Source organism: Variovorax sp. LjRoot290 (assembly GCF_964253985.1).
GTDB lineage: Bacteria > Pseudomonadota > Gammaproteobacteria > Burkholderiales > Burkholderiaceae_C > Variovorax.
Map to the genome: position 1 here is coordinate 3315484 of NZ_CAXURW020000001.1, position 26451 is coordinate 3341934.

General features: G+C 66.3%; 25 protein-coding genes and 1 pseudogene. 8 read left to right on the forward strand and 18 right to left on the reverse strand.

Going from position 1 to position 26451, the window contains the following annotated elements:
- The 3 genes from ACSQ9A_RS16465 to ACSQ9A_RS16475 are packed head-to-tail and all read left to right on the forward strand — an operon-like array spanning position 1 to position 3069.
- A complete protein-coding gene (locus tag ACSQ9A_RS16465; protein WP_436306309.1) occupies positions 1 to 972 on the forward strand; it encodes a Gfo/Idh/MocA family protein in 972 nt (323 codons plus the stop codon).
- Positions 965 to 1933: a Gfo/Idh/MocA family protein gene (locus tag ACSQ9A_RS16470; protein WP_436304401.1), complete on the forward strand. Its 969-nt coding sequence runs from the start codon at positions 965 to 967 to the stop codon at positions 1931 to 1933. Before ACSQ9A_RS16465 ends, ACSQ9A_RS16470 begins: the two co-directional genes overlap by 8 nt.
- Entirely contained in the window at positions 1930 to 3069 is a 1140-nt protein-coding gene (locus tag ACSQ9A_RS16475) for a serine hydrolase domain-containing protein (RefSeq protein ID WP_436304402.1), read from the forward strand. The genes ACSQ9A_RS16470 and ACSQ9A_RS16475 overlap by 4 nt, the downstream gene beginning before the upstream one ends.
- A gap of 80 nt (positions 3070 to 3149) precedes the next feature.
- On the opposite strand, the gene ACSQ9A_RS16480 is transcribed toward ACSQ9A_RS16475, so the two are convergent.
- The 6 genes from ACSQ9A_RS16480 to ACSQ9A_RS16505 form a co-directional block, all read right to left on the reverse strand.
- On the reverse strand, positions 3150 to 4118 hold the full coding sequence (locus tag ACSQ9A_RS16480; protein WP_436304403.1) for a D-2-hydroxyacid dehydrogenase: 969 nt from the start codon (positions 4116 to 4118) through the stop codon (positions 3150 to 3152).
- A 45-nt stretch (positions 4119 to 4163) separates the two neighbouring features.
- Positions 4164 to 5147, reverse strand: coding sequence for a Bug family tripartite tricarboxylate transporter substrate binding protein (locus ACSQ9A_RS16485; protein ID WP_436304404.1), 984 nt, complete (start codon positions 5145 to 5147; stop codon positions 4164 to 4166).
- A 33-nt stretch (positions 5148 to 5180) separates the two neighbouring features.
- Positions 5181 to 6356: an SDR family oxidoreductase gene (locus tag ACSQ9A_RS16490; RefSeq protein WP_436304405.1), complete on the reverse strand. Its 1176-nt coding sequence runs from the start codon at positions 6354 to 6356 to the stop codon at positions 5181 to 5183.
- Positions 6308 to 7318: an SMP-30/gluconolactonase/LRE family protein gene (locus tag ACSQ9A_RS16495; RefSeq protein WP_436304406.1), complete on the reverse strand. Its 1011-nt coding sequence runs from the start codon at positions 7316 to 7318 to the stop codon at positions 6308 to 6310. The genes ACSQ9A_RS16490 and ACSQ9A_RS16495 overlap by 49 nt, the downstream gene beginning before the upstream one ends.
- Positions 7287 to 8264 carry a Bug family tripartite tricarboxylate transporter substrate binding protein gene (locus ACSQ9A_RS16500; RefSeq protein WP_436304407.1) on the reverse strand — a complete coding sequence of 326 codons (978 nt, stop codon included), beginning with the start codon at positions 8262 to 8264 and terminating at the stop codon, positions 7287 to 7289. The genes ACSQ9A_RS16495 and ACSQ9A_RS16500 overlap by 32 nt, the downstream gene beginning before the upstream one ends.
- 149 nt (positions 8265 to 8413) lie before the next feature.
- Positions 8414 to 9418 carry a LysR family transcriptional regulator gene (locus ACSQ9A_RS16505; protein ID WP_436304408.1) on the reverse strand — a complete coding sequence of 335 codons (1005 nt, stop codon included), beginning with the start codon at positions 9416 to 9418 and terminating at the stop codon, positions 8414 to 8416.
- 92 nt (positions 9419 to 9510) lie between these two features.
- On the opposite strand from ACSQ9A_RS16505, the gene ACSQ9A_RS16510 reads away from it, so the two are divergent.
- From ACSQ9A_RS16510 to ACSQ9A_RS16520, 3 genes are read left to right on the forward strand one after another with little or no spacing between them, the layout of a single operon-like run.
- Positions 9511 to 10503: a Bug family tripartite tricarboxylate transporter substrate binding protein gene (locus ACSQ9A_RS16510; protein WP_436304409.1), complete on the forward strand. Its 993-nt coding sequence runs from the start codon at positions 9511 to 9513 to the stop codon at positions 10501 to 10503.
- A gap of 1 nt (position 10504) precedes the next feature.
- On the forward strand, positions 10505 to 11506 hold the full coding sequence (locus tag ACSQ9A_RS16515; RefSeq protein ID WP_436304410.1) for an alpha/beta fold hydrolase: 1002 nt from the start codon (positions 10505 to 10507) through the stop codon (positions 11504 to 11506).
- A gap of 31 nt (positions 11507 to 11537) precedes the next feature.
- Positions 11538 to 13385 carry a tannase/feruloyl esterase family alpha/beta hydrolase gene (locus tag ACSQ9A_RS16520; RefSeq protein ID WP_436304411.1) on the forward strand — a complete coding sequence of 616 codons (1848 nt, stop codon included), beginning with the start codon at positions 11538 to 11540 and terminating at the stop codon, positions 13383 to 13385.
- A gap of 118 nt (positions 13386 to 13503) precedes the next feature.
- Here ACSQ9A_RS16520 and ACSQ9A_RS16525 read toward each other — a convergent pair.
- From ACSQ9A_RS16525 to ACSQ9A_RS16550, 6 genes and pseudogenes are all read right to left on the reverse strand, one after another.
- A pseudogene (locus tag ACSQ9A_RS16525) lies at positions 13504 to 14323 on the reverse strand (alpha/beta fold hydrolase).
- A 180-nt stretch (positions 14324 to 14503) separates the two neighbouring features.
- Positions 14504 to 15946, reverse strand: a complete 1443-nt coding sequence (locus ACSQ9A_RS16530; protein WP_436304412.1) for an FAD-binding oxidoreductase — start codon at positions 15944 to 15946, stop codon at positions 14504 to 14506.
- 32 nt (positions 15947 to 15978) lie between these two features.
- Entirely contained in the window at positions 15979 to 16974 is a 996-nt protein-coding gene (locus ACSQ9A_RS16535; RefSeq protein ID WP_436304413.1) for a Bug family tripartite tricarboxylate transporter substrate binding protein, read from the reverse strand.
- A gap of 31 nt (positions 16975 to 17005) precedes the next feature.
- On the reverse strand, positions 17006 to 18484 hold the full coding sequence (locus ACSQ9A_RS16540; protein ID WP_436304414.1) for an aldehyde dehydrogenase: 1479 nt from the start codon (positions 18482 to 18484) through the stop codon (positions 17006 to 17008).
- Between the two features lie 36 nt (positions 18485 to 18520).
- A complete protein-coding gene (locus ACSQ9A_RS16545) occupies positions 18521 to 19117 on the reverse strand; it encodes a thiamine pyrophosphate-dependent enzyme (RefSeq protein ID WP_436304415.1) in 597 nt (198 codons plus the stop codon).
- Positions 19114 to 19653 (reverse strand): phosphonopyruvate decarboxylase, encoded by a 540-nt coding sequence (locus ACSQ9A_RS16550; protein ID WP_436304416.1) that lies wholly within the window; start codon positions 19651 to 19653, stop codon positions 19114 to 19116. The genes ACSQ9A_RS16545 and ACSQ9A_RS16550 overlap by 4 nt, the downstream gene beginning before the upstream one ends.
- 116 nt (positions 19654 to 19769) lie before the next feature.
- Here ACSQ9A_RS16550 and ACSQ9A_RS16555 point away from each other — a divergent pair, with 116 nt between their 5' ends.
- Positions 19770 to 20702 (forward strand): LysR family transcriptional regulator, encoded by a 933-nt coding sequence (locus tag ACSQ9A_RS16555; protein ID WP_436304417.1) that lies wholly within the window; start codon positions 19770 to 19772, stop codon positions 20700 to 20702.
- A 92-nt stretch (positions 20703 to 20794) separates the two neighbouring features.
- On the opposite strand, the gene ACSQ9A_RS16560 is transcribed toward ACSQ9A_RS16555, so the two are convergent.
- Genes ACSQ9A_RS16560 through ACSQ9A_RS16580 form a run of 5 tightly spaced genes read right to left on the reverse strand, consistent with a single transcriptional unit; the run spans position 20795 to position 24471 of the window.
- Positions 20795 to 21193: a hypothetical protein gene (locus ACSQ9A_RS16560; protein ID WP_436304418.1), complete on the reverse strand. Its 399-nt coding sequence runs from the start codon at positions 21191 to 21193 to the stop codon at positions 20795 to 20797.
- Positions 21194 to 21240: 47 nt separating this feature from the next.
- Positions 21241 to 21888 (reverse strand): 4-carboxy-4-hydroxy-2-oxoadipate aldolase/oxaloacetate decarboxylase, encoded by a 648-nt coding sequence (locus tag ACSQ9A_RS16565; protein WP_436304419.1) that lies wholly within the window; start codon positions 21886 to 21888, stop codon positions 21241 to 21243.
- A 5-nt stretch (positions 21889 to 21893) separates the two neighbouring features.
- Complete coding sequence (locus ACSQ9A_RS16570; protein WP_436304420.1) at positions 21894 to 23144, reverse strand: pyridoxal phosphate-dependent aminotransferase; 1251 nt, start codon at positions 23142 to 23144, stop codon at positions 21894 to 21896.
- Positions 23144 to 23806: an RraA family protein gene (locus ACSQ9A_RS16575; protein ID WP_436304421.1), complete on the reverse strand. Its 663-nt coding sequence runs from the start codon at positions 23804 to 23806 to the stop codon at positions 23144 to 23146. Before ACSQ9A_RS16575 ends, ACSQ9A_RS16570 begins: the two co-directional genes overlap by 1 nt.
- Positions 23803 to 24471, reverse strand: a complete 669-nt coding sequence (locus tag ACSQ9A_RS16580) for an RraA family protein (protein WP_436304422.1) — start codon at positions 24469 to 24471, stop codon at positions 23803 to 23805. Before ACSQ9A_RS16580 ends, ACSQ9A_RS16575 begins: the two co-directional genes overlap by 4 nt.
- 105 nt (positions 24472 to 24576) lie before the next feature.
- Between ACSQ9A_RS16580 and ACSQ9A_RS16585 the strand changes: the two genes are divergently transcribed.
- Positions 24577 to 25506 (forward strand): LysR family transcriptional regulator, encoded by a 930-nt coding sequence (locus ACSQ9A_RS16585; protein WP_436304423.1) that lies wholly within the window; start codon positions 24577 to 24579, stop codon positions 25504 to 25506.
- Positions 25507 to 25533: 27 nt separating this feature from the next.
- On the opposite strand, the gene ACSQ9A_RS16590 is transcribed toward ACSQ9A_RS16585, so the two are convergent.
- The gene (locus ACSQ9A_RS16590) at positions 25534 to 26430 is read right to left on the reverse strand and encodes an amino acid ABC transporter substrate-binding protein (RefSeq protein WP_436306310.1); all 897 of its coding nucleotides are present in this window, start codon (positions 26428 to 26430) and stop codon (positions 25534 to 25536) included.
- Positions 26431 to 26451 lie beyond the last annotated feature (21 nt).

Genomic DNA, 26451 nt, shown 5'->3' on the forward strand with positions numbered 1-26451 from the left:
ATGCTGCTGGGCATTGCCGGCCTGGGCTGGTGGGGCCAGCGCCTGGTCCGGTCCGTGCACGGGAAAAGCGACGCGGTGCGCTTTGTCGCCGCCGCCGTGTCCGATCCCGCCAAGCGGGCCGATGTCGCCAAGGAGCTGGGCCTCGAGCTCACCGACTCCTTCGAAACCCTCGTGCGCAACAGCCGCATCGACGGCGTCGTCATCGCCACGCCGCACTCGCTCCATCCCAAGCAGGTGGAACTCGCGGCGGCCGCAGGCAAGCAGGTGTTCTGCGAGAAGCCGCTGGCGCTCACCGCCGCCGATGCGCAACGCGCGATCGCTGCCTGCTCGAAGCACGGCGTCACGCTGGCCGTCGGCCACAACAGGCGATTCGCGCCCAACGTGAGGAGCTTGATCGAGACCGTCAGGAGCGGCGAGCTCGGCAAGCTTCTGCACATCGAAGGGCACTGGAGCAACGAGAACACGACCCGCTCCGACTTCGGCGCGTGGAGGGCTTCCCCGCTGGAAAGCCCCGGCGCGGGAATGACCGGCACGGGCATCCACGCGCTGGACATCATGACGGCGCTGTTCGGGAAGGCGGACGTGGTTCGAGTCCAGTACCGAGCACACTCGGCCGCAGGGCAGGCTGCGCGTGATGCACTCAGCGTCCTGCTGGAGTTCGGCGATGGCGTCTCCGGGGTGCTGACCACGATCCGGCCGACCCCGCGCTTCTGGCGAATCCACGTGTTCGGTCTCGAAGGCTCGGTCGAGGCCCGCGGCGACACGGAGCTTCGCCTGTACCGCCGTGACGCAGCGCCCCTCATCACCCAGTTCGATGAAACCGACACGCTGCGCGGCGAGCTGGAGGCCTTCGCGCGCAGCTGCAGCGGTCTTGCACCCTATCCCGTCACAGCCGAGCAGATGATCCACTGCGCCGGCGCGCTGGAAGGCATCGTGGAGCAGCTACGCACCCAGGAGATCCAACATGGTTGATGCCGCTATCCTGGGGCTCGGCTGGTGGGGCCAGGCGCTGGTCTCGGCAGTCCAGGGCAAGAGCGAGCGCCTTCGCTTCGTGAAGGCAGTCGTTCCGGACCTCGCCAAGCGCACCGCCGTCGCCGAGCAGCTCGGCGTGGCGCTCAGCTCGAGCTATTCGGAAGTCCTCTGCGATCCCTCGATCCAGGCGATCGTGGTGGCCACGCCGCACTCCCTGCACGTCGAGCAGGTCGTTGCCGCCGCACGCGCCGGCAAGGCCGTCTTCTGCGAGAAGCCGCTCTCCCTCACGCGCGACGGCGCCCGGCAATGCGTGGACGCGTGCGCCGCGGCCGGCGTGACGCTCGCGGTGGGTCACAACCGCCGGTTCATGCCTGCGATCGCCTACCTGCAAGACGCGCTCGGCCGAGGGCTGCTGGGCCAGGTGCTCCATCTCGAGGCCAACTCGAGCAATGAAAGTGCCCGCAAGAGCTTCGCCGCCTGGCGCTCCGAGGCCGCGGAATCCCCCGCGGCGGGAATGACAGGCACCGGTATTCACCTCCTGGACCTCGCGATCTCCCTGCTCGGGAGGCCGGACAGCGTCGCCGCCAGGGTCTCCGGCATGGAAGCAAGAACACCGCCGGAGGACGCGTGCAACGTGTTCCTCTCCTTCGCCAACGGCGTATCCGCCACCCTGTCCATGGTGCAGACGACACCCCGCTTCTGGCGCATGCACCTCTTCGGCAGCGATGCTTCGCTGGAGATCCTCAACGACGAGGAGATGGTGTTGTACCGCGCCGGGCAGCCACCGCAGCGCCGGCAATTGGCAAAGGTCGATGCACTCCGCCTGGAGCTGGACGCGTTCGCGCAGGCAATCGAGCTCGAACGGCCCTACCCCATCTCGCCCGAGCAGATGGTGTGGACCGCGGCCGTGATGGAGGGCGTTTGCCGTTCGCTCGCAACAAGCCAAGAGGAGCAGCTGTGAACGGGTTCGAGGAACAACTGCGGCCGGCACTGCTTGAGAGCGGGTTGCCGGGCATCGTGTGCGCAGCTGCCGGGCCGAATGCGTTGCTCGACCTCGCATCTCTGGGGCATATCGCCTTCGGCTCGTCGGAAAGGATGTCGCTGGACACCACCTTCTGGATCGCCTCCATCACCAAGCTCGCGACTGCCGTGGCGGTGTTGCAGCTCGTCGAGCGCAAACGGCTGCGGTTCGAGGACGAGGCCGCCGACTACCTGCCCTTCTTCCGCGATCTCGAGGTCCTGACGGAGGTCGGGCTCGTGCCCGCCACGACACGCGTCACGGTGCAGCACCTCATGACGCACACCGCGGGGTTCGGGTACGAGACATGGAGCCGGCCTCTCGCAGAACATGTGCTGCTGCAGAACCTGCCCGCCGCGCGCAGCGGGCTGCGGCGCTCGCTGGAGCGGCCGCTGCTCTTCCAGCCCGGGGACATGTGGAACTACGGCATAGGGATGGACTGGGCAGGTCTGCTGGTGGAGCGCATCGCCGGCTGCAGCCTCGGCGAGTACCTGCGGACCCATGTGTTCGAGCCCCTCCAGATGCATTCGACTGGATTCGCGCCCCGGGCCGATGCGATCCGGGCTGCCCTGTACGCCCGTCAAGCGGGCGGCTCGCTCGCAAGCGCGCCGAACGCAGCGAATCCGGATCGCGACTTCGATGCCGGGGGAGCGGGACTGTACGCCACGCCTCGGGACGTGCTGCGGCTTCTTCAGTCCATCCTGCGTGCGGCGCAGGGCAGCACGCAGGAGGTGCTGCAGCCGCAGACCGTCGCCGAGGCCCGCCGCAACCAGATCGGATTGCTCGAGGTACGCGACCTTCCCACCTGCGCGCCGGAGCGCAGCAGCGATCTTGTCATGTCGCCCGACACAAAGAAGTGGAGCCATTTCGGCCTGCTCCATCCGGAGGCACAACCGGGCGGCCGGTCGGCGAACAGCATCTCGTGGGCCGGCATCGCCAACACCTTCTTCTGGATTGACTTCGACGCAGGTCTCGCAGCCGTCGCGTTCGCGCAGAGCCTGCCCTTCCTCGATCCAAGCGTGCTTGCATTGGTCGGCCGGTATGAGCGTTGTCTGTATGCCGGTCTGCGGGCCGGATGACAGCGCTCCTGTCGCGTCACTCGCCATGAGACACGCCGGGCCCGGTTGGGAAAGGCCGAGCCAGCCCGGCGTCGCCACCGCTATGACCCTTGCTCGGCCTGCACGAGGTTCACCGGCGTGCCTTTGGCAAAAGCCTCGATGTTGTCGATGAGCTGATCGGCAAGGCCCTGCACCGCCTCGTCGCTCGCCCAGGCCACGTGCGGAGTCAGCAGGAAGTTCGGCCGGTCCAGCAACGCCGTGAACGGATGGTCGGGCGGAGGCGGCTCGACGCTGACGACGTCGAAGGCAGCGCCGCTGATCTGCCCGGCGTCCAGTGCGGAGCCGACGGCGCTTTCGTCGACGAGCCCGCCGCGCGCCGTGTTGATCAGCAAGGGCTGGCGAGTCATGCGCCGGAACTCGTCGGCACCAATCATGTTGCGCGTGCTCGGCATCAGTGGGCAATGCAGCGTGAGGACGTCGGAGCGTTCGAGCACCTGCTCAAAGGGCGTGTACAGCGGGCCCATGTCCGCGCGCCCCTTGTAGGCAGCGAACAGGACGTCCATCCCCAAGGCCCGCCCCACGGCCGCGACCGCCTGGCCCAGCACACCGTCACCGACGATGCCCAGCGTCGATCCGGCGAGATCCCGGATCGGATGATCGAAGAAGCAGAACTGCCCTGCCTCCTGCCAGCGGCCGGCGCGGACGGCATCCCGGTAGGCGCAGATGCTGCGACGCAGGGCGAAGATCAGTGCGAAGGTGTGCTCGGGAACGGTGTGAACCGCGTAGTTGCGGATGTTGCCGACGGCGATCCCGCGCCTGGCACAAGCGACCAGATCGATGTTGTCGGTGCCGGTCGCGGCCACTGCGATCAACCGCAGGCGCGGCGCGGCCGCGATCGATCGGGCGTCCAGTTTCACCTTGTTGACGATCACGATATCGGCCTCGGCCAGGCGCTCGGCGAGCTGGTCCTGCGAGGTCCGATCGTGGATCTGCAGGTGATGGGCAAAGTCGGGCTTTCTGAGCACGGTCTGGGGCGAAATCGTGGCGCGGTCGAGGAAAACGATGTTCATGGGAATGCTGGAGAAGGTGAAGGATTGCGTGCTCGGCTGGGCAGCTCACTCGAAGCGGATGTCGTTCTCCTTGGCGATCTTTCCCCACTTGAGGTACTCGGATTGATGAAAGCGGCGGAAGTCCTGCATGGCACTGCCGATGCATTCCAGGCCGAGGTCAGAAAGCCGGGCCTTCATTTCGGTGCTGTGCATGATCCGCACGGCCTCCGCGTTCAGCCTCGCCACGATCTCGCCCGGCGTGCCGGCTGGCACGAAGAGCGCATGCCAGCCGTCCGCCTCATAGCCCGCGAGGGTCTCGCTCACCGTGGGTACCTCCGGCAGTACCGCGGAACGCTTGACGCTGGTGGTCGCCAGTGCCTTCATCTTCCTCGAGCGAACAAGCGGAATGGTCGTGGTTGCTGCCTCGAAGCCGATCTCGACGAGGCCGCCCATCATCTCCGGCAGCGGTGAGGTCCTGTAAGGGATGTGCCGCATGGTGGTGCCGGCCAGGTTGTTCAGGTACTCCATGCGAATGTGCGTGGCGGACCCGATGCCGTAGGACGCATAAGTGATGGAGCCCGGCTTGTCTTTCGCTGCAGCGATCAGCTGCTGCAGCGAGTCGTAGGGCCGCGTGGGCGGCGTGATCAGGTAGAAGGGCACGCTCGTGAGCTGCGTGACGGGCAGGAAGTCCTTGAAAGGGTCGTAAGGCGTCTTGCTGTTGATGTGGGGCATGACTGCCATCAGCGCATCGACCCCGAGCAACAACGAGTAGCCGTCGGCCGGACTCTTTGCCACGTTGTCCGTGCCGATGATCCCCGCTGCCCCGACCCGGTTGTCGATCACCACCGGCTGCTTCAGCGCGACGGAGAGCTGGTCTCCAAGAAGCCGCGCGACCACGTCGACCGAATTGCCGGCGGCGAAGGGAACGACGATGCGAAGCGGTCGACTCGGCCATGGACTCTGGGCCCGGATCGCCTTTGGAGCGCCGACCACGGCGGCGCCGATCGCGATCATGGCCGAGCGCCGGTTCATGCGGAAATGAGGTCTCATGGTTAGCGTCTCCTTCTTGCCCGCAGGCGGGCTTCAATGCGGCAGGACCTGTTCTTCCTGCAGCCGGCGCAGCCAGTAGGCGATGGCGTCCTCCGTATCGAGGAACTCGTTGAATCCATGGCTTCTGAGCTTCAGACCGTCCAGCACGGAATGGGGCGGGTACTCGAACCCGTAGCCGAAGGCCCGGTCCGCGAACTGCCAGGATCTGTCCAGCAGCTTGGCCAGCGAGGTCTGCTTCAGGGCGTGTCGCGTGACGATCCGCTCCCAGACCTCCTCGTGCCGGGGCATCGCGTCCGCAAGGCAGAGCGGTCGAGGCTCGCCCGCCTCAATGCCGAAATGGCGCGCGATGCCCGGCCAGATGTCCTTCCAGGCGAACACGTCGCCGTTGACGATGTTGTAGGTTTCCCCGCCGCAGATCTCGTGCGTACCCACGAATTCGGCGGCCTTGGCAATGAGGCGCGAATCGCTCGCGCCGTACACACCGTACGCGCCGCCCGGGAAGCACAGAGGCCTGCCGAGCTCGCGCTGGATCGCGGCAAAGGCGCCGATGGCCAGCACGATGTTCATCGGCGTGCCGGCCACCGTCCCGAGCACGAGCTGAGGACGAAGGATGGAGAAAGTCCACCCCCGATGAGCCTTGCGCTCGCGCAGCAGGTCTTCCTGCAGCCAGTAGAAGTTCTTGTGAGGATGCCGCGGCGCCCTCTCCTTGCATGGGACCGGCGTAGGCCCGAGGTGCAGCCCGTAGGCCTTGGCGCCTTGCAGCAGCGTGATGTGCCGCAGCTCGGGGGCCGCGCGATCGAGCACATCGAGCACGTTCCTCAGCATCGAAAGATTGGTTGCCATCTGCTCCTCGTCCCTCCAGCTCGCGACGAGGTTCGGCTTTTCATAGAGCGCGGTGTAGAGGACGTGGGTGACCCCGCGCACGGCACTCAGGCCTTCCACGCAGGCGGACTTGTCAGTGAGGTCGATCTGCAGCTGTCGAACGGAGTCGGGAAACGGCAAGGTGCGGCGGGCGACCGCCGTCACCTGCCAGTCCTGGATCCTGCTGAAGTGTTCCACGGCCGCGGCCCCGACAAGCCCGGTGGATCCGATGATGAGGATGTGGTGTTTGATGATTTGCTCCTGGTTGGAAGGTGCTGGCTGGGTGCGCCGAGGCCCGCCTACCGGCTTGGCAGCGAGGCCCCTCTGACCTTCAGCTGGATGCACCACAAGTAGGAAGGCCCCGTCATGTACAGCGTGTCGCCCTCGGCACCGCCGAAGGCAAGATTGGTCAGTCGCTCGCGTGTCTGGATGACCCCCAGATGAGTTCCGTCAGGAGCGATCACCCAAAGGCCGCGTGGCCCGGTGCAATAGACATTGCCGTGCATGTCCACCTTCATTCCATCCGGCACGCCGGGGGAAGCGTCGGAATTCATGTCGGCGAACAGGTCGCGGCGCCCCAGCGGACCATCGCGCCCGGCGTCGAAGCGCCAGATCAGCTTCCGGCGGGTGTCGTTGACGTAGAGGTACCGCTCGTCTGGAGAGAACACCAGTCCGTTGGCCGCGTCGAAGTCCCCGTGCAGCATCTGCAAACCTCCCTGCGCGATGCGGTACACGGCGGAAGTGGCAACGCCACGATAGCGGCCGTCCTTGGGTTCCCGCATTTCCGCAGAAGAGTCGGTGAAGTACACCGTGCCGTCGCTCCTGACGACCAGATCATTGGGGGTATTGAGCCGGCGGCCCTCGAAGGACTCTGCCAACACGGTCCGCCGGCCGTCCGGCTCCAGTCGGCCCACGTGCCGCGGTCCGTAACCGCAATAGAGGATGCGCCCCTGCCGGTCCAGCGCCAAGCCGTCCGGCCCCTTGAGCTGCACGCGCCGGGAACCAAGGTCGATCTCGCGAACGCAGGATACCGGCGAAGAATCGAAGAATGAGTCGGCAATGATGCGCAGGCCCGTGCGGCAGTCCAGTGCGAGGATGGCATCGCTGGCGATGTCCGTGAAGATCAGGTGTCCTCCGCTCGGCGTTCGCACCCACACCGGCCCTTCGAAGAACGCGGCCTGATCCTTGAGGATCTTCTCGACCTGCGCATCGCTGTCCACCAGCGCGTCCAGGCGGGGATCCAGGCGCAGTACGTCACCTATCGGGCTCATGGCATTCTCAGTCCGCACGAATTTGGTATTGCCGGGCAATCTTGCCCCACTTGTCGAACTCCGACTTGATGAGCGCCGAGCACTGCCCGGCAGTGCTGCCGACGGCCTGCAGACCGAGGTCGGCAATGCGGGATCGCACCTCAGGGGCCTTCAGCGCCTTCACGGCTTCGGCATTCAGCCGGTCGATGACGGCGGGTGGCGTGCCTGCAGGCGCAACCAATGCCATCCAGCCATCGTTGTCGAAGTTGGGCACGATCTCGGCGACGGCGGGCACGTCCGGCAGCGCCGCCTGACGCGTAGCGCTCGTGACGGCGAGTGCGCGCAGCTTTCCGCTCCTGACCAGGGGAATGGCCGTCGTCGCCGGCTCGAAAGCCATGGCGATGTTCCTGCTCATCACATCCGGAAGCGGGCTGCTCTTGTACGGCACGTGCAACAGGCTCACACCCGTCATGCTGCTGAGCATCACCATGCGCATGTGCGCGCCCGAACCCACACCGAGGGAGCCGTAGGTCAGGAAGTCAGGCTGTGCCTTCGCCCGCTCCAGCATCGCCGCCAGCGTCGTGAACGGCTGATCGGGCGCGGTGACCAGGTAGAAAGGACCGTACGCAACCTGGGTCACAGGCACGAAATCTCTGAACGGGTCGTACCTCAGCTTGGCGTAGATGTGAGGCAGAACGCCCAGGATGGATTCGACGGCAAGGAATAGCGCGTATCCGTCCGCGGGCGCCTTTGCTGCGAGTTCCGCACCGATGATCCCGGAAGCACCAGCGCGGTTGTCGACGATGATCGGCTGCCCCAGCGCCTGCCCCATTCTGTCCGCCAGCAGGCGCGCGACCACGTCAGGCGAAACGCCGGCGGCGAACGGGACGATGAGTGTGATGGGCTTGCTCGGCCATGCCGTCTGTGCAGCCGGCCGGGGCGTGACTGCGAGCAGGCCGCAAGAGCCCAAGGCGGCCAGTACGGTGCGACGGTTGTACGCTTGCATGCATGTCTCCTGGCCGCCTAGCTGCACGACGTGCTTGATCGACAACGGCTGAGATCAGTGTGATCGAACTCGAGACCGCGCGATCGATGCACCGCGCATATGTGTTATTCGGGTGAGTCCAGCCGCTGCACCCTCAGCTCAAAAAAGACTTAGTCTCGTGAAGACTTCGGTTGACGCAGATGTTGGCCACTGGCTCCAACCTGCTCGCGCATCTCTGGAGTGACTTCGAACAATCGGGCCAGGAAGTCGCACAGGCTTGCGCTGGCCTCGCTCGCGCCGACCGACGGCTTCAACAAGCCGAGGGGTTCCATCGGGATGTCGCTGCTGACCCGGATCTCGGCGAGTTCGCGTGCAAGCAGATGAGGCCGCACAAAGCTCAGCGGCAGCAACGCGAGCAGATCGCCTTGCCGCAAGAGCCACGCCATCATGCTGTCCGAACGCGTGACCAGCGGATGGGTCTTCGGCGTGCCGGAGAAGCGCTCCGCGAGTGCGTCGAATTGCTCCCTTGCCGCGGATCCTGCCGGCGCCAACAGCCAAGTCTCCCCGCCGAGGCTCTTCCAACTCACGCGCTTGGCATGGGCCAGGCGATGATTCACCGAGCACACCACGGCGAAGCGATCCTGCACCAGAGGATGGAACTGCCACCCTTCGGGATTGACCATGCGCTGGCGGCAGGCGACAAGGTCGACCTCACCTCTGGTGATCGCCAGGAGCTGGTCATCGTTCTCGGCCTCGCGCAGATGCACCCGGATGTCCGGCCAGCGCTCGTTGAATTGCGGGATCGCTTCCACCAGCAGCCCGTTGACGGCTGCCGCGGAGGCAATGAGCCGGACGCTGCCGCGGCCGGCGCTGCGCCGGGCGGTGACGATCTCGGCGCTTTCCGTCACCCCCAGCAACACCTGCCGCGCCACCGGCAGCAGATCGGCGCAGGCCGGCGTGGGCCGGACCCCGCGGGCATGCCGGTCGAAGAGCCGGATGTCCAGCAGCTGCTCGAGGTAGCCCAGCATCTGCGTCACCGAGGACTGCGTGGTGCCGATCGCATCGGCCGTGCGCTGCACGCTGCCCAGCTCCGCGAGCTTCAGCAGCACCTGCACATGGCGGAACTTTCCGCGTGCGAGCAGCCGGTTGACGAGGACGGAGGCGGACTGTTCCAAGGTATCGCCCAGTCTAATACCTCCCACCCACTATTAATTGGGCGCCGCCGCCCGGACTCTGCAAGATGCGCCTGCAGAACAAAGGAGACAGAGTGAGCTGCACGACCTCTTGCGGCATCCGGCGCCGCGGAATCCTCGTCGCCGGCGCGGTCCTGATGGCCGGCGCCGGCCTGTCGATGCACGCGCAGGCCGCGGATTTCCCCACGCGTCCCATCCAGCTCGTGGTCGCTGCCCCGGCGGGTGGTCCCTCGGACGCGGTCGCGCGGATGCTGGCGGAGGACATGGCGAAGGTGCTCGGCCAGTCCGTCATCGTCGACAACAAGCCGGGCGCGGGCGGCACCATCGCCGCCGATGCCGTGGCGCGCGCGGCGCCGGACGGCCACACCCTCATGCTGTCCTGGATCGGCAACGCGACGAACCAGACCTTGTTGCCCCGGCAGGCCCTCGACATCAATCGCGACTTCGTGCACGTCACCCAGGTGGTCTCCGGCGCCAATGTCCTGGTGGCGCGGCCCGGTGTTGCCGGGTCCCTGAAGGCGCTGCTGTCGCTCGCCAAGGCGCAGCCCGGCAAGCTGAGCTACGCGAGCGCGGGCAACGGCTCGTCCGGCCACCTCGCGATGGAGATGCTGAAACAGCGCGCGGGCGTTTCCCTGGTCCACATTCCCTACCGCGGCGGTGCGCCGGCGCTCAATGACCTGCTAGGGGGCCAGGTCGACCTGATGTTCCTCAACCAGGACGCCGTGATGCCCTATGTGCGCAGCGGCCGGCTGGTCGCGCTGGCGATCAGCGGCAGCGCGCGCAACGCGCAGCTGGCCGAAGTGCCGACGGTGGCCGAGTCCGGCTTCCCCGGCTTCGAGGCGACCGCATGGGCCGGCCTCTCCGCGCCGCGCGGCACGCCCGAGGCGGTGGTACAGCGCCTGCACGCCGCGGCGCTGACGGTCTTGCAAGGTCCCTTCCGAGCCAGGCAGGAGGCGATCGGCGCACAGGTGGTCGGCTCCGCGCCGTCCCAGTACGCCGCCTTCGTGCGCAGCGAGACCGACAAGTGGGCCGCCGTCATCAAGACCGCAGGCATCCGACCCGACTGACATGAACCACACGCTATCGATCGGCTCCTTCGAACTGGAGTCAGGCCGGGTGCTGCCCACCGTGGACGTCGGCTACGTCACGCACGGCACACTGGCGCCCGACGGCCGCAACGCCGTGCTGGTGACACATGGCTACACCAGCGGTCCCTCCATGCTGTCGCCGGGCCACCTGACCGCGGAAGGGTCCTGGGCGCCGCTGCTCGCTCCGGGGCGCCCGCTGGACACCGAGCGCTTCTTCACCGTCTGCTCGAACATGCTGGGCTCCGCCTTCGGCACCACCGGACCGGCCAGCATCGACCCGGCGACCGGCCGCCCATGGGGCGGCGATTTCCCCGCGATCACACTGGGCGACATCGTCGGCGTCCAGCATCGCCTGCTCGCGCAGCTCGGCGTCAGGCGCCTGAAGGCGGTGGTCGGGCCCTCCTATGGCGGCTGGCAGGCGCTGCAGTGGGCGCTCGACCACCCCGACATGGTCGACGCCATCGGCGTGCTGATGTCGGGTCTGACGCATCCGCCGGGCCTGAGCGCCGCTTCCGTGCGCGCCCGGTTCACCGAAAGCCCGCAGTGGCATGGCGGCCGCTACTACGAGCACGGCGGCATGTACCAGGACCTGCTCCAGATGCGCCTGCAGACGCTGCGCTCCTATGGCCTGGAGCGGCTCTACGAGGACCGCATGCCCGATCCGAAGGAGCGCCAGGCCGCGCTCGAGCGGCCGGCCCGCGAATGGGCTGCGCGTTTCGATCCGCACAGCATGGTGGTGCTGGCCGGCGCGGCCGAGCGCTTCGACGTGCGCGCGCGCATGGCGGAGATCCGCGCCCGGCTGCTGTTCGTCGTCTGCACCACCGACGCGATCTTCCCGCCCGATCCACAGGTGCGCTTGCTCTTGCAGCGCACGCGCGGCGTGCACCGCCATCTCGAGCTGGACAGCCCCTACGGGCACATGGCGTCCGGCATCGAATGGCGCCGGCTCGAGCCCGAGCTGCGCTGGCTGCTCGCCGACTGAACCGACAGACCCACGACAAGGAGACAACACGATGAAGAACGACGCGCGCACGAAGAAGCGCCCCGCGCCGTGGGCCGCACTCGGCCTGCTCGCCGCACTCGCCGGCTGCGGCGGAGGTGGCGGCGGCATCCGCTTCACGCCCCCTGCTCCGCCGCAGCAAGCCGCGACGCTGAGCTGCGACGACAGCATGAAGACCGCCTTCAAGCCGGACGCGAACACCACCGTCACGCTGGTCCAAGCCTTCAAGGCGGGCGACGCCCTGAAGCTCGCCAGCACGCCCGCCACGCCCCCACCGCCCGTGGCCGGCATCGACACCTGCTTGGTCAAGCTGCTGGTGGGCCCCGGCAACCCCGGTCCCGCCGGCGCACCCTCGACCTCCACCGGCATCGGCATCGAGGTCTGGCTGCCCAAGCCGAGCGCCTGGAACAGGATCGTCCGCGCCTTCGGCAGCGGCGGCTGGGCCGGCGGCGTCCATGCCGACACCACGCAGATCGGCTCGCGCGCCCAGTTCATCCCGGCGCTCAACGCCGGCTACGCGATCAGCGCCTCCGACCATGGCCACGCACTGCTGAACAACGGCTCCTTCGCCATGAACCCCGACGGCACCATCAACACCGTGCTGTGGCAGGACTTCGCCGAGCGCAGCATGCACGAGATGGCGGTCAAGACCAAGGCGCTGGTGAAGGCCTACTACGGCGAGGCGCAGGCCTATGCCTACTGGGACGGGTTCTCCACCGGCGGACGCCAGGGCTACAAGATCGCGCAGAAGTACCCGGCGGACTTCAACGGCATCCTGGCCGGCGCGCCGGCTTTCAACTGGAGCAAGTTCATCACCGCAGAGCTGTACCCGCAGGTGGCGATGCAGCGCGAGCTCGGCGCGCCGATGGCCGCGGCGAAGCTGAACTTCGCGAGCGGCGCGGCCGTCAAGGCCTGCGACACCCTGGGCCTGGGCTTCCTGCTCGACCCGCTGCAGTGCCGCTACGACCCGACCAAGGATGCCGATGTGTTGTGCGCGGGCGTCGCCGGCAACGGCGTGACCGGCGCGAGCACCAGCGCGTCCTGCGTGAGTCTGGCGGAAGCCCGCGTGATCAACCAGATCTGGTACGGCCAGACGGCGAGCGGCAGTACGCCGGACCCGGCCGGCGACAACGGCAGCGGCACGGCCCTCGGCAGCGCGGATCACCTGTGGTGGGGCCTGACGCGCGGCACCAACCTGGCCGTGTCGCTCGCCGGCAGCAACCCGTTCCCGATCGCGACCGACCAGGTGGCGCTGGAACTCCAGGATCCGAGCTATGCCGGACCCAGCTTCACCAACGCGAGTGGCAACGGCACGAGCAAGTGGAAGGCGCTGGACTATGCAGGCCTCGCGAATGCTTATGCGCAGGGCATCGTCTTGCAGCCGCAGTTCAGCTCCATCAACACCGACGATCCGAACCTGGCCGGGGCGCGCGACGCCGGCACCAAGATCCTGTCCTACCACGGCCTGGCCGACGACAAGATCATGCCGCAGGGTTCGATCAACTACTTCACCCGCGTCTCCGCCGCGATGGGCGGCAACGCCGAGGTGCAGAAGTTCAATCGTCTCTTCCTCATCCCCGGCCTGGCGCACGACAGCACTTTCGCGAGCAGCGCGTCCATCGATTCCGCGACCGGCGCCAACCTAGCGGCCCGGCGGGTGCCGCTGCCGCAGCCCGCGGGAGGACGCGACGAGTTGTTCGCCGCGCTTCGAAACTGGGTCGAGAACGGTGTTGCGCCAACGCGGATCAACTTGGCCTCCTCCGATGGCAGCGTGGGCATGCCCTTGTGTTTGTATCCGCAGAAGGCGAGCTATTCGGGCAGCGGCTCGCTCGCGGTGGCCAACAGCTATGAATGCAAATGAACGTGGCGCCGCTCCTTGAGGGGCGACATGGGACCAGCACTACGGCCAGCTTGTCCTGCGTCGATACGCTGCTGCGCCGCGCTGGCGCATGGGTCGGTGCCGAGCACCGAGCAAGGCCTCATCCAGCCGATGCTGGTGTGAGAAAGCCGGCTAATCGCTCCCACATCTCGACAGGGTTCGAGTACATCGGGAAATGTCCGCTGCGGGAGATCTCTGCCAGCTTGACGCCATTGGCGCGCAGATGCGGCAGGTACGACAGGGACGCGTTCTGCTCACCATACATGAACATCCGTGGGAACGGCATGGACAAGAAATTTCGTCATCAGGTCACCATGGTCCGACAACTCGACCATGGACGTGAAGATGCCGCGCACCGCCTCCACCCGCACCTTGTGACGCAGACTCGACGCATAGAGCGCACTCGAATAGAAGGGCGAGCGCCAAGTCCGCTCGATGAAGTCTTCGAAGAAGGCATCCGCAGTGTCCGCTGGATAGTCGACCACCTGCCGGCTCAGAAAGCAGTCCTCGGGGGCCACATTGCCCTCGATGTCCACAAAGCTCAACAGACGATGCGACTGTTCATGAGCCAGCATGAGCGCTGTCAGACCTCCCATCGAATGCCCGACGAGGTGGAAACTGCTGATCCCGAAGCGCTCGAGCACCGCCCTCGCGGTTGCCACGAGGAAAGGGATCGAAACCTTCGATAGATCGCCGCAGCGTGTGGCTCCACAGCCTGGAGCGTCGTACGCGATGAACGGACGTCCCGCGAACGCCGGGTGACGGACGATGTCGACGTAGTCCTCTTTGGTCGAGCCGAATCCATGCAGGAACACGATCGGTGCCAGTTCGCCTGCTCGGTGCACCGTGGCTACTTCGAGCTCGACGCCCTGCACGTGCAATGTCACGGTCTCCTTTGCGATTTCATCGTGTGTCGACATGTCTTTCCTTGGTGTTGCGATGGGCTGAAGCGCTTGATCGCGCCGCACGAGTCGCGACACTGTCGTGCCCTACTTTCGCTCTGTAAATTCCGTTTGCTGGAACCTTTCCATATGTCAAACCTATCGTTCCAAGCGGCGTGCTCCCGCGCTCTGTCGGATCACATCGATCACGCTGCCGGTTTACGCTTCGAAGGTATTGGCCCGGAGGATCTTCCCCGGATTCATCAGGTTCGACGGGTCGAATGCTGACTTCACCATCCGCATCATCTGCAGGTCGATGGCCGGCTTGAATCGCTCCAGGCGCTCCACGTGCATCCTGCCGATGCCATGTTCAGCGCTGATGCTGCCCCCGAGTTCCACACTCGCCGCGTGCACGATCAGGTTGACGCTCGCAGCCGCCGCTTCGCATTGCTCAGGCGTGCCGTAAACCGAACGTGAGAGCACCGCGATGACGTGGATGTTGCCGTCGCCGATGTGGCCGGCGTGGCACACCGTGGCGCCCGGCACCTGCTCCTCGATGCGCTCGGTCACGAGATCGATGAAGCGCGGGAGCTTCGAGACCGGCACCGCGGTGTCGTTCGAGACGGTGAAGCCCGCGCGCTTGTTGGCTTCGGAAATGTTATGCCGCAGCTCCCAGATGCGGTTGGCCTTCCCCACGTCGGTGGCAACCACCGCGTTGGTCACCAGGTCGCGCTCGAAGGCGGTCTCGAGCGTCTTCTCCAACTCGGCGACGGCGTCCCACTGCGGCGAGCTGTCCGCGATCTCCATCAGGACGAACCACGGGCTGTCCAGTTCCATCGGCGACTGAAGGCCATGGCCGTGCTGCAAGACCAACTCGATCTGCCGGCGCGACATGATCTCGAAGGCCTCGATCCGGTTGCCCACTTGCTCCTGCATGAAGCGCAGAAGGTCGACCGCCTGCTGCACGCCAGTCAGCGCCACCATGGCAGTCGCGGAGACATTGAGACGGGGAAAAAGCTTCAGCACCGCGGCCGTCACCACGCCCAGCGTGCCCTCGGCACCGATGAACAACTGCTTCAGGTCGTAACCGGCGTTGTCCTTGCGCAGCGCCCGCAGGCCGTCCCATACGCGGCCATCGGGCAGGACCACCTCGAGGCCCATCACCAGCTCGCGCATGTTGCCGTAGCGCAGAACGCCGGTGCCTCCGGCATTGGTCGACACCAGGCCACCAATCTCGCAGCTGCCGACGCTGCCCAGCAGCAGCGGGAACTGGCGCTGGCGCTCATCGGCGGCCTCCCGCACATGGGCCAGGATGCAGCCGGCCTCGGCCGTCAGCGAGTTGTTGGTTGCATCGATGTCCCGGATCCGGTTCATCCGCGACAGGTTGAGGATCACGGCCGGTCGGTCGGCGCCCGCAACGGCACCGCCGGTCAGGCCGGTGTTGCCGCCTTGCGGAACGATCGCCACCTCCAGGCTCGCGCAGGCTCTCACGAGCTCCGCCACCTCGCTCGTACTGCCGGGCATCAGGACTGCGAGCGCCGCGCCCTGGTATCGGCCGCGCCAGTCCTGCTGATACGGTTGCGTGTCGCCCGGATCAGTCAACACACGTGCCGGGCCGACAACCTCGGCGAATCGCTCGAGCAAAGCGGCGGTCTTGAGCATCATGCTCTCTCCAGCGTGATGGCACACATGGCTCACTCCCTCTTGAGACCGCCGATGGACTTGATGACCGCGCCCCATTTGTCGAGCTCGGACTTGACCAGCGCATCCAGCACTTCGGGCGTCGATCCCACCGGCACTGCACTCAGGTCCTTCAGCTTCGCCTGTACGTCTTGCATCGCCACCACCGCCTGCAGTTCTCGGCTCAACAGTTCGACCAGAGGGCGCGGCAGCTTTGCGGGCCCGAAGACGGCGTTCCAGGTGTAGGTTTCATAGCCGGCAAGACCCGCTTCGGCGAGGGTCGGGACGTCCGGAAAGGACGGCGAGCGCTTGCTGGTGGTCACCGCCAGCGCACGCGCCGAGCCGGCCCGGATGTGCGATGCCGCCCCAGTCAGGACGTCGAACAAGATGGGAATGTGGCCACCGACCAGGTCGGTCATGGCCGGCCCGCCGCCCTTGTAGGGAACGTGACCGATGTCCACGCCGGCCATGGACTTGAACAACTCCCCTGACAGGTGCGGGGGTGTGCCCACGCCCGACGAGCCGTAGTTGAACTTGCCCGGCTGTGCCTTGATCAGGGCAATGAGCTCCCGCACGTTCTGTGCCTTGACGGAGGAGCTGACCAGCAGGACGTTGGGGACGGTCGCGACGAGCGAGATGGACGTGAAGTCGCGCTGGGCATCGTAGGGGGACGGCGGTGTCGAAAGCGGATTGATCGCGTGTGTCGCGACCGTGCCCATCAGCAGCATGCTGCCATCGGCGGCGGCCTTCGCCACCTTGGCGGCGCCGATGGCGCCCCCACCGCCGGCGACGTTCTCCACGACCACGCTGTGCGCGATGCGCTCCGACAGCTTTTGCGCCACCAGGCGGGAAACGACATCCGTGGCACCCCCGGCCGAAAAGGGAACCACCAGCGCGATCGGTCCCTTCGGCAAAACCGACTGCGCGAAGGCGTGCGGCAGGGGCGTGCCCAGCGTGGCGGCAACACCCCACTTCATCAGCTCGCGCCGTGACAGCGTCGATGGACTCATGCTCTTGTCTCCGCTTATTGATTCGAATGTGTCAGCGCATCACGAACGGGTTGCCCGCGACCGCGCCGCTGTTGATCCACACGCATTTGGTCTGCAGGTACTCGCGGATCGCATCGATGCCGTTCTCGCGGCCCAGCCCGGAATCCTTGTAGCCGCCGAACGGCGCCATGAAGCTCACGGCGCGGTAGGTGTTGACCCACACGGTGCCAGCCTGCAGCTTCTCGGACATGCGGATGGCGCGGCCGATGTCCTTCGTCCAGACGGCTGCCGCCAGGCCGAAGCGCACGTCGTTGGCGATGCGCAGCGCGTCGGCTTCGTCCTTGAAGCGAATGATCGACAGCACCGGGCCGAACACCTCCTCCTGTGCAATGCGCATGTCGTTGCGCACGCCGGTGAAGATCGTCGGCTGCACGAACCAGCCCTTGCCGCACTCGGGTGCGCTCCCCTTCTCGCCGCCCAGCACGGCTGTCGCGCCTTCGCTGCGGGCAATGTCGATGTACTCCAGCACCTTCCGGTACTGCGGCGGCGTGGTCACCGGGCCCACCTGGGTGTCCGGGCTCATCGGATCGCCCATGCGGGCCGTGCGTGCCACCGCGAGCAGGCGCTCTACGAAAGCGTCGTGGATGCTGTCCTGCACCAGCAGGCGGGAACCCGCAATGCAGGTCTGGCCCGTCGCAGCAAAGATGCCCGAGATGGCGCCAAAGGCAGCCTGTTCCAGGTCCGCATCCTCGAACACCACGTTGGGCGACTTTCCGCCCAACTCCATCGCCGCGTGCTTGAGGTGGCGGCCCGCCTTCTCGTTGATCAGGCGACCCGTGCTGTCCGAGCCGGTGAAACTGATCTTGCTCACCAGCGGGTGCTCGACAAGAGGCGTGCCCACCTCGGCACCGAAACCCGTAACCACGTTGAACACGCCCGCCGGAAAGCCCGCCTCCTCGAACAGCTCCGCCAGCTCCAGCGTGGAGGCCGAAGTGAACTCCGAGGGCTTGACCACCACGGTGCAGCCGGCGGCCAAGGCGGGAGCGATCTTCCAGCTCAGCAGCATCAGCGGCGAATTCCAGGGGGTGATGGCCGCCACCACGCCGACCGGCTCGTGGCGGGTGAAGGCGAAGTACCCTTTCTTGTCGAGCGGCAGCGTGCTGCCCTGCACCTTGTCGGCCAGACCGCCGTAGTAATGGAACCACTGCGGGATGTAGTTGAGCTGCCCCTGCATCTCGGCCAGCAGCTTGCCGTTGTCGCGAACCTCGGTCGTGGCGAGCTTGACGGCATCGCGAGCGATCAGGTCGGCGAGCTTGCGCATCAGGGCGCCGCGCTGGGTTGCCGTCAGTTCGGCCCAGGGACCTTGCGTCAGCGCCTGGTGGGCGGCCTGGACGGCGGCATCCACGTCGCTCGCATCACCGCGCGGAATCTGCGCCCAGCTTTCGCCGGTGTAAGGGTTCTGTGTGTCGAACCACTGGCCGCCGCGGTGTTCGCAGGCTTGGCCGCCGATGCGCAGCAGGTAGCGTTTCATACCGTCTCTTCTCGTTGCAGGGGCTGGGGCCCGCTGTCAGAACGGCTTGAGCCCGAGTGCGGCGCGGAACCTGTTCTTGATGAACGGTCCGTCGCGCGGCGGCAGTGCGCGTGGCGGCTCATCGGCTTCGATGAAGACCTGCGCGAACGACACGCCGTCACGGGCCAGAATGCGCCGCGAGACCTCGCCGCAACCTTCCAGGCTGTCGGTCGTGAAGGCATCGGCAATGCCGAAGCCCTTGGCCACGGCAACGAGATCCGTGCCCAGGCTGGAGTGGCTGCGCTGCATGCCGGTCTCGCCGAAGTGGCCGTTGTCCAGCACGACGATGCTGAGGTTCCTGGGCTGCTTGGTCGCGATGGTCGCCAGGCTGCCGATGCCCATCAGTTGCTCGCCGTCGCCGGTGATCACCACCACCGACCTCTGCGGCTGCGCCAGCGCCAGGCCCAGGGCGAGCGAGGTCGAACCGCCCATGGCACCCCACAGGTAGTAGTTCTCGTCACGATCGCCGGCGGCGAACACGTCGTAAGCAGCGGAGCCCAGACCCGTCACCACCAGCGCCTCGGGCACTTGCGACAGCAGCTTGGCGACGAACTCGCGGCGATCGGCGCGCGGCCTCGATGCGATCTGGTTCATTGCTTGCGCTCCCACTTCTTGCGACCGATGAGGTTCTGGCCCAGCAGCACGGCCACCTTCTCGCCCGCCTCGAAGGCGGCGTCGAAGCCCGCGCTGACGATCTCTCCCGCTTCTTCCGGATCCGACACCCGCAGCACATGGATGCCCATCAGCTCCAGCGCCGCCTGCGTGGCCTTGCCCATGGGGCCTTGCCACGGGTTGAACTCGGCGTACTCGCCGCGCATGGTGACGAGCGTGAAGAACGGGAAGTCGGCCGCCTGCAGCAGCGAGAACATGTTCACGCAGTTGCCGACGCCGCTGCTTTGCATGAGCAGCACCGCGCGCTGGCCGCCCAGCCAGGCGCCGCTCACCACGGCCACGCCCTCTTCCTCGGTCGTCAACACGACATCCTCGATGTCGGGATCGGCAATGGCGCTGCGGATCACATGCGAGTGACCCGCGTCGGGCACGTACGCAATCTGGCGCACGCCGCTCTCCTTGAGAACCTTGAAGATGGCCTCCTGCCACGCAGGGGCCGGTGCGGGTGTGTGATTCATAGCCGTGTGGAGCCTTGGGTAGTACCGGGGTGCAGGAATCATAGTTTTTGATCTATCCTGCTGAGAAATAGAATTTCGGCATTCCATCATCACGATTTGCAATTCGAGATTCATCCATGGACTTCAAGCAGCTGCGCGCCTTTCTCACCGTGGCAGAGACCGGCAACGTCACGCGGGCCGCCGACGTCCTGCATCTCGTGCAACCCGCGGTCTCGCGCCAACTGCGGCTTCTCGAGGAAGACATCGGAACGCCCCTTTTCGACCGTGGCCGGCACGGCATGGCGCTGACGCCGGCCGGCCAGTCGCTGGTGGGCTATGCGCGCCGGGCGATGCTGGAACTCGAGCGTGCCCGCGCGGAGATCGGAGGCAGCGGCAACGGCGTGAGCGGCCTGGTCACCCTGGGCCTCTTGCCCAGCACCATCGACATGCTGTCCAGTCCGCTCGTCGCGGCCATGGCAGCCGAATACCCGGGCGTCCGCGTCCGCATCGCGATGGGTTACGCAGGCACGCTCCTGCGTTGGCTCGAATCCGGCGAGGTGGATGCGGCCCTGCTGTACGGCGCCGCACGCTCGGCCGAAGTCCAAACGACGCCGCTGATCGAAGAGTCCCTGTGGGTGATCGGCCCGAAGGAAGCCAAGCTGCGCAAGAACAAACCGGTGTCCCTGGCCAAGCTGGCTGGAATGAAGGTGGTGCTTCCCAGCGCGCCGCATGGAATCCGGGCACTGGTGGAGCATGCGTGCGCGGTCGCCAATGTCACGCTGGACATCTGCGCAGAGACCAACGCACTGAGCGTGCAGCGCAGCCTGGTCCTCGGCGGCCACGGCCTGACCATCCTTCCGCCGATCGCGGTGGCCGAGGACCTCCGCAGCGGCAAGCTGTCGGGTGCGCCCCTGGCCGATCCGCCGATCGCCCGCACCATCGTGCTCGCCCTTCCCGCCGACCGTGCGACGGGACGGCATGTGCGCTGTGCGGTGGACCTGCTGGTCAGGGAAGCGCGGCGCGCGATCGACTCCGGCACATGGCTGGAGGGCCACTGGCTCGGCGCCTGACGCCCGACGCCTCTGTCGATTCGTCGCTCTGCAGACCAGTCCCGCCGCGCGTCCTCATGTGGCTGATGAGCTGCCGGGCCGGTGTCGTCCGATCAGACAGAAGCGATGAGCTCCATCCGCAGCTCCCGGATGCGAGGCTCCACGTAGTAGCCGCCGTACTCGGTGTAGCGCAGGAAGGGCCGGCCGCACCCGACGCAGGCCCAGAGCTCGCAGCGGTTGTAAGGATGAAAAGCGGGCGCGATCGGCGCCTGGGGCGACCAGTAGCTGGTGCCGTTCGGGTGGTACTCGTCCAGCGTGGGCTCCTGGTCGCCAGGCGGGCGAAGAGAACCGACCCGACGCAGACTGCTTTCATCCGCGGTTGCCGAGAGAGCCTCCCAGCCAGGGCAGCGAAGTGCAGCGCAACGCGCGCAGCCCTTGTTCGACACGTGCTCGCTCGCCAGCCGAAGTAAGGCTTCGGCATCGAGCACGGCATCGTTCGGATCGGGAAGCATACGTCAGTCCAGCGTCACGCCGGTCACTGTACTCGCGTCGAGCGCGCTCAAGTCAGCCCGAGTCGGCGCAGTGTGTCCGTGAGGCCGAGCAGGTCCGAGGTGAAGCGCCCTTGCGCGATGGCCTCGCGCTGCGTCGCTTCCTTCTCTTCGCGCGCCAGACTGGCCGCGGTGGTCGACTCCACCTCGCCCTGCGGCACCACCGCGAGGCCGTCGCGGTCGCCGACGATGATGTCTCCGGGGTGGATCATCACGTCGCCGATGCTGACGGGCACGTTGACTCTGCCGGGCTGATTCTTGGCAGTGCCCTTGATCGACAGCCCGCGGCAGAACACGGGAAAGCCGAGCTCGATGATGAGATTGGCATCGCGCACGCAGCCGTTGATGACCAGGCCGGCGATGCCGACCTTCATCGCCTGGATGGTCAGGACATCGCCCCAGGGCCCCGCTTCCATGAAGCCCTTGGCGTCGACCACGAGCACGTCGCCTGGTTGTGCCTTTTGCACCGCGTAGTGCAGCATCAGGTTGTCTGCCGGTCGGCAATCGACGGTGAAGGCCGGGCCGGCCAGGCGCACAGTCGGATCGATCGGCTTCATGCCGCTGTCGAGGGCGCCTTTGGCCCCTTGGGCCTCGTAAACGGTCGCTGCGCCGAGTTGACGCAAGGTATCGAGAAGTTGCTGACTTGTTTTCTGGCTCATGGTGGTCACTCAACATTGGCACTGGAGCGCTTCTCCAGCAGCGATCGGCAAAAACCTTGTATGGCCTCGCACGCCTTTCGCAGCGACGCGTCATCCAGGGCATAGGCAATGCGGATGTACGGCCCCAGGCCGAACGCACTGCCATGGACGACGGCCACGCCGGCCCCATCCAGCAGGGCCATCGCAACGTCCTCGTCCGTGTGCAGCACCGTGCCTGCAGGCGTTGTCTTGCCGATCAGGCCCTCGCATGAAGCGAAGGCGTAGAAGGCGCCTGCGGGCACTTCACAGCCGAGGCCTGGCGTGTCGTTCAGCAGCCTCACCATCATGTCGCGCCGTTTCTGGAACACCGCGCGGCTGCTGTCGATGAAGTCCCGGGGCCCGGTCAGGGCGGCCACCGCCGCATGCTGTGAGATGCTGCACGCTCCCGAGGTCTGCTGGCCCTGGAGCTTCTCCATGGCATCGAGCAGCCATCTCGGGCCCGCGCCGAAGCCGATGCGCCAGCCCGTCATCGCATAGGCCTTGGACACCCCGTTCATCGTCAGGGTGCGCTCGCGCAGCCGAGGCTCGACTTGCGCGATGGTGTGGAAAGCGGCGCCGTCGAAGATCAGGTGCTCGTAGATGTCGTCCGACAGCACCAGCACATGAGGACAGGCCAGCAGCACGGTGGCCAGTGCCAGCAGTTCCAACCGGGTGTAGACCGCACCGGTCGGGTTGGAAGGTGAATTCAGGATCACCCACCGCGTCCGCGGCGTGATCGCGTCCGCGAGCTTCTGCGGCGTGAGCTTGAACCCCGTCTCGCTGCCGCAAGGGACAATGACTGCCTTCGCGCCGCAGAGCTGGACCATCTCCGGATAGCTCACCCAGTAAGGCGCAGGCACGATGACCTCGTCGCCTACGTTGAGGGTCGCGGCCAGGGCGTTGTAGATCACCTGCTTGCCGCCGCTGCACGCCAGCGTGTCCTGCCACCCCACGTCCAGGCCGTTCTCGCGCCGGAACTTCGTCGCAATGGCTTCGCGCAAGGAGCGCAGGCCTGCGACCTGCGTGTAGCGCGTGTGGCCGGCGCGGATCGCGGCGATGCCCGCTTCGCGCAGGTGTTCGGGCGTGTCGAAATCCGGCTCGCCTGCGGACAGCGAGATCACACTGGCACCGGCCGCGCGGCGCGCCGCCACGCGATCCATCACGCGGTAGGTGGCGGAAGGCTGCGCGCTCTCGAGGTGGGTGTTCAGGCGCCGCGAGCCGGATGCAGCGGCGCTCATCAGCCCTTCCTCTGCAGCGTGTGGTAGCCCAGCGCCTGGCGCGCCTGGCCGAGGGTCTTCCCCTGCGCGATCTGCGCGCGAATCTCGGCTTCCACCCCTTCGATCTTGCGTGCCAGCTCGGCCACCTCGCGCGCGCGGCCGCGAGGCACGACCACCACGCCGTTCGCATCGGCCACGACGATGTCGCGCGCCACGACCCGGGCCGTGCCGATCGATACCGGCGTATTGACCGACTCGACCTCGACCCGGTCCTTGCCCGTGCGCATGAAGCGCCCCCTGGTGAACAGCGGATAGCCGTCGCCCAGCGCCTTGGAAACGTCGCGGCACACGCCGTCGATCACGGTGGCGCCGATCTTTCGAATGCCGGCGTACTGGGTCATGATGTCGCCCCACACGGTGCAATCGGTGCGCCCGTCGTTGTCGATCACGATCACGTCGCCTTCGGCCACGTCGTCGATGAAGTCGCCGACCGTCCCGGCGGGCGTGGCGGCCGGGACGTACTTGACGGTGAAGGCGGGTCCGATGACGACCTGCTTGTAGTTGTCCAGCGGCGCAATGCCCAGGCACTGGCCCGGCAAGCCCAGCTTGTCCATCGCGTCCGAGACGCCTGGGGTATCCAATCCCTCGAAGAGACTGACGAGTTCCTTGTCTTGTGCGTTCATTTGCCGGCTCCTTGGTTGATGGCTTCGAATTCCTTGTCGTGCATAACTTCGGCGACCGAGCGGCCGGCGCGTACCGCCTGCACCATGGCGTCCTGGCGGCGCGAGATGCGCTCGCCCAGGTCGAGGACTTCCTTGATGCGCGCCGCCGGCACGAACACGGTGCCGCAGCGATCCGCGATCACGTAGTCGTCCTGATTCACCGTGACGCCGGCCATCTGCACCGGCTTGCCGGAATCGACCTGCACAACCCGGTTGCGCGCACTGATCATGGTCACGCCACGGCCATAGACGGGATAGCCGATGGATTCGCTGCCTTCGATGTCGCGGCTCAGGCCGTCGATCACCGAGCCGCGGATGTTCCGCGCCACGGCGGCGTTCGCCAGGATGTCACCCCAGCAGGAGATCCCGTCGACGCCGCCGGCGATGACCAGCACCCGTTCGTTGCTCGTGACCTCCGCGATGACGGGGGAGATCAAGTGCACGGTGGGCTTGGCGTCGGTCTTCGGGCCGAGCTGGATGGTGCTGGCGCGGCCCACGATCTTGGGACAGGCCCACAGCGGACGCAGTCCATAGGTGGCGCCGGGCAGTTGAAGGAAATCGAGCGCGTCGGAGACAGTGTTCGTGTCCAGCGCGGCCAAGCGAACAAGCAGGCAGGGAGGCGTCATGAAATAGCGGTGTGAAGCAATCGGAGCTCCACTTTCGTCCGATGCAATTCATCTGTAAATTCCGAATCTCGGAACCCATCCATACGATCACCCTATGACCCAGCCATGATCAACTTCCGCCTCATCCGCCATCTCTGGCTGTTCCTGATCGTGGCCGAGGAGAAGAACTTCAGCCGCGCCGCCAAGCGCCTGGGCATGTCGCAACCGCCTCTGACCGAGCAGATCCAGGTTCTCGAACAGTCGCTGAAGATGCGCCTCTTTGAGCGCTCACGGCGAGGAGCCCAGCTCACGCCGATGGGCGCGGCCATCCTGCCGGCGGTGCGCAAGTTCGCCGAGCAGCTGCAGCGGCTGGAACTGGCCGTGCAGGAGGCGGCCGCGGGGCAGACAGGCCTGCTCACCATCGGCGCCATCAGCTCGGCAATGGTGGATGTCCTGCCTGCACTCCTCGAGCAATTGAAGGCCGACCTCCCCTCGCTCACGGTGTCCGTGCGCGAGATCGACAGCGTGGATGCCATCCCCCTTCTGGAGAGCGGGGACATCGACCTGGCTTTCGCCCGGCTGGATGGGGACTTGGGCGGGGACATCGCGTCGGTGCCCCTCACCCAGGAACGGCTGTCGGTGGCCCTGCCCAAATCGCATGCGCTGGCGCAGTTGCCGAGGATTCGCCTGGCCTCGCTCGCGCAGGAAGCCTTCGTGATGTTCTCCCGCCAGGTCAGCCCGGTCTACTTCGACAGCCTCGTCGCTGCCTGCCTGGCGAACGGCTTCTCGCCGCGCGTGATCCACGAGGTCCGCTCGATCTCGTCCCAGGTCGCCTTCGTCGGATGCGGCCAGGGCATCGCGCTGGTGCATTCGTCCTTCAAGCGCCTGGCGCCGGAGAACGTCGTCTTCCGGCCCCTCAAGGAGCGCTTGAATGTCGTGACCACGGCCGTCGCATGGAGCAGCGCGCGTGCAAATCCGGTCGTCGACACCATCATCGCCAAACTGGGCGCCGTCTCGGCGTCCTCTCGCAAGGCCGCCGGGGCTAAAGACTCCTGAGCTCGCTGAATAGCCCGAGCTGCCGATTCAGACGCCCCGGTTGTTCGGGTTCCTGTAGGCCTCCTTGACGGCGTTCGGCATCGGGAGGTTGATGTTCGCTCCAGTCGGAGGCACTGGACGGGTGAACCACTTCGCATAGAGCTCATTGATCTCTCCATTCTTCATGAGCGAAGTGAGCGTCGCATCAACCAGCGCCTTGAACTGCGGATCGTCCTTGCGATACATGAACCCATAGGGCTCTTCTCGCAGACGCTCTTCAAGAATTTTGTACTCACCCGGATTGTTCGTTCGAGCGATCAAGCCCGCGAGCTGCACGTCTTCCACGATCATGGCCGCCGCGCGGTCGGAGGAAAGGAGCAGGAACGCATCTGCCGTGTCCTTCCCTGAGATCTCGTTGATCTCCAGCTTCTCGTTCTTGCGGTAAGCACGAAGCAGCTGGATCGAGGTGCTCCCGGTGACGGTGGCCACCGTCTTTCCCTCGAGTTGAGCCATGCTGTTGATTCCCGAGCTCTTCTTGACGGCGGCGGCCACGCTGGCCACGAAGTGCGTTGGGGCGAACTCCACCTGCTGCGCACGGGCGACGGTGTTCGTCGTCGTGCTGCACTCGAGGTCCACGGCGCCGTTCTGCACCAGTGGGATCCGGTTGGTCGGCGTGACGATGGTGTAGTGCACCTTCAGGTTCGGCATGCCCAGCTTGGCCTTCACCGCGTCGACAACCTTCACGCAAAGGTCGGCAGAGAAGCCGACCGGGTTGTCGTCCGAACTCAGCTTGTACGAGAACGGAAACGATGCCTCTCGTCCGCCGAGATTGATGACGCCTGTTTCCTTGATCTTCTGCAAGGTGTCCTTGGGCTGCGCATGCGCCGCGCCCAGTGCCTGCAGCCCCACGATGGCAACGACGGTGATGGCCTCGAGAAGTTTCATGACGGCTTTCAGAAGTGGTTG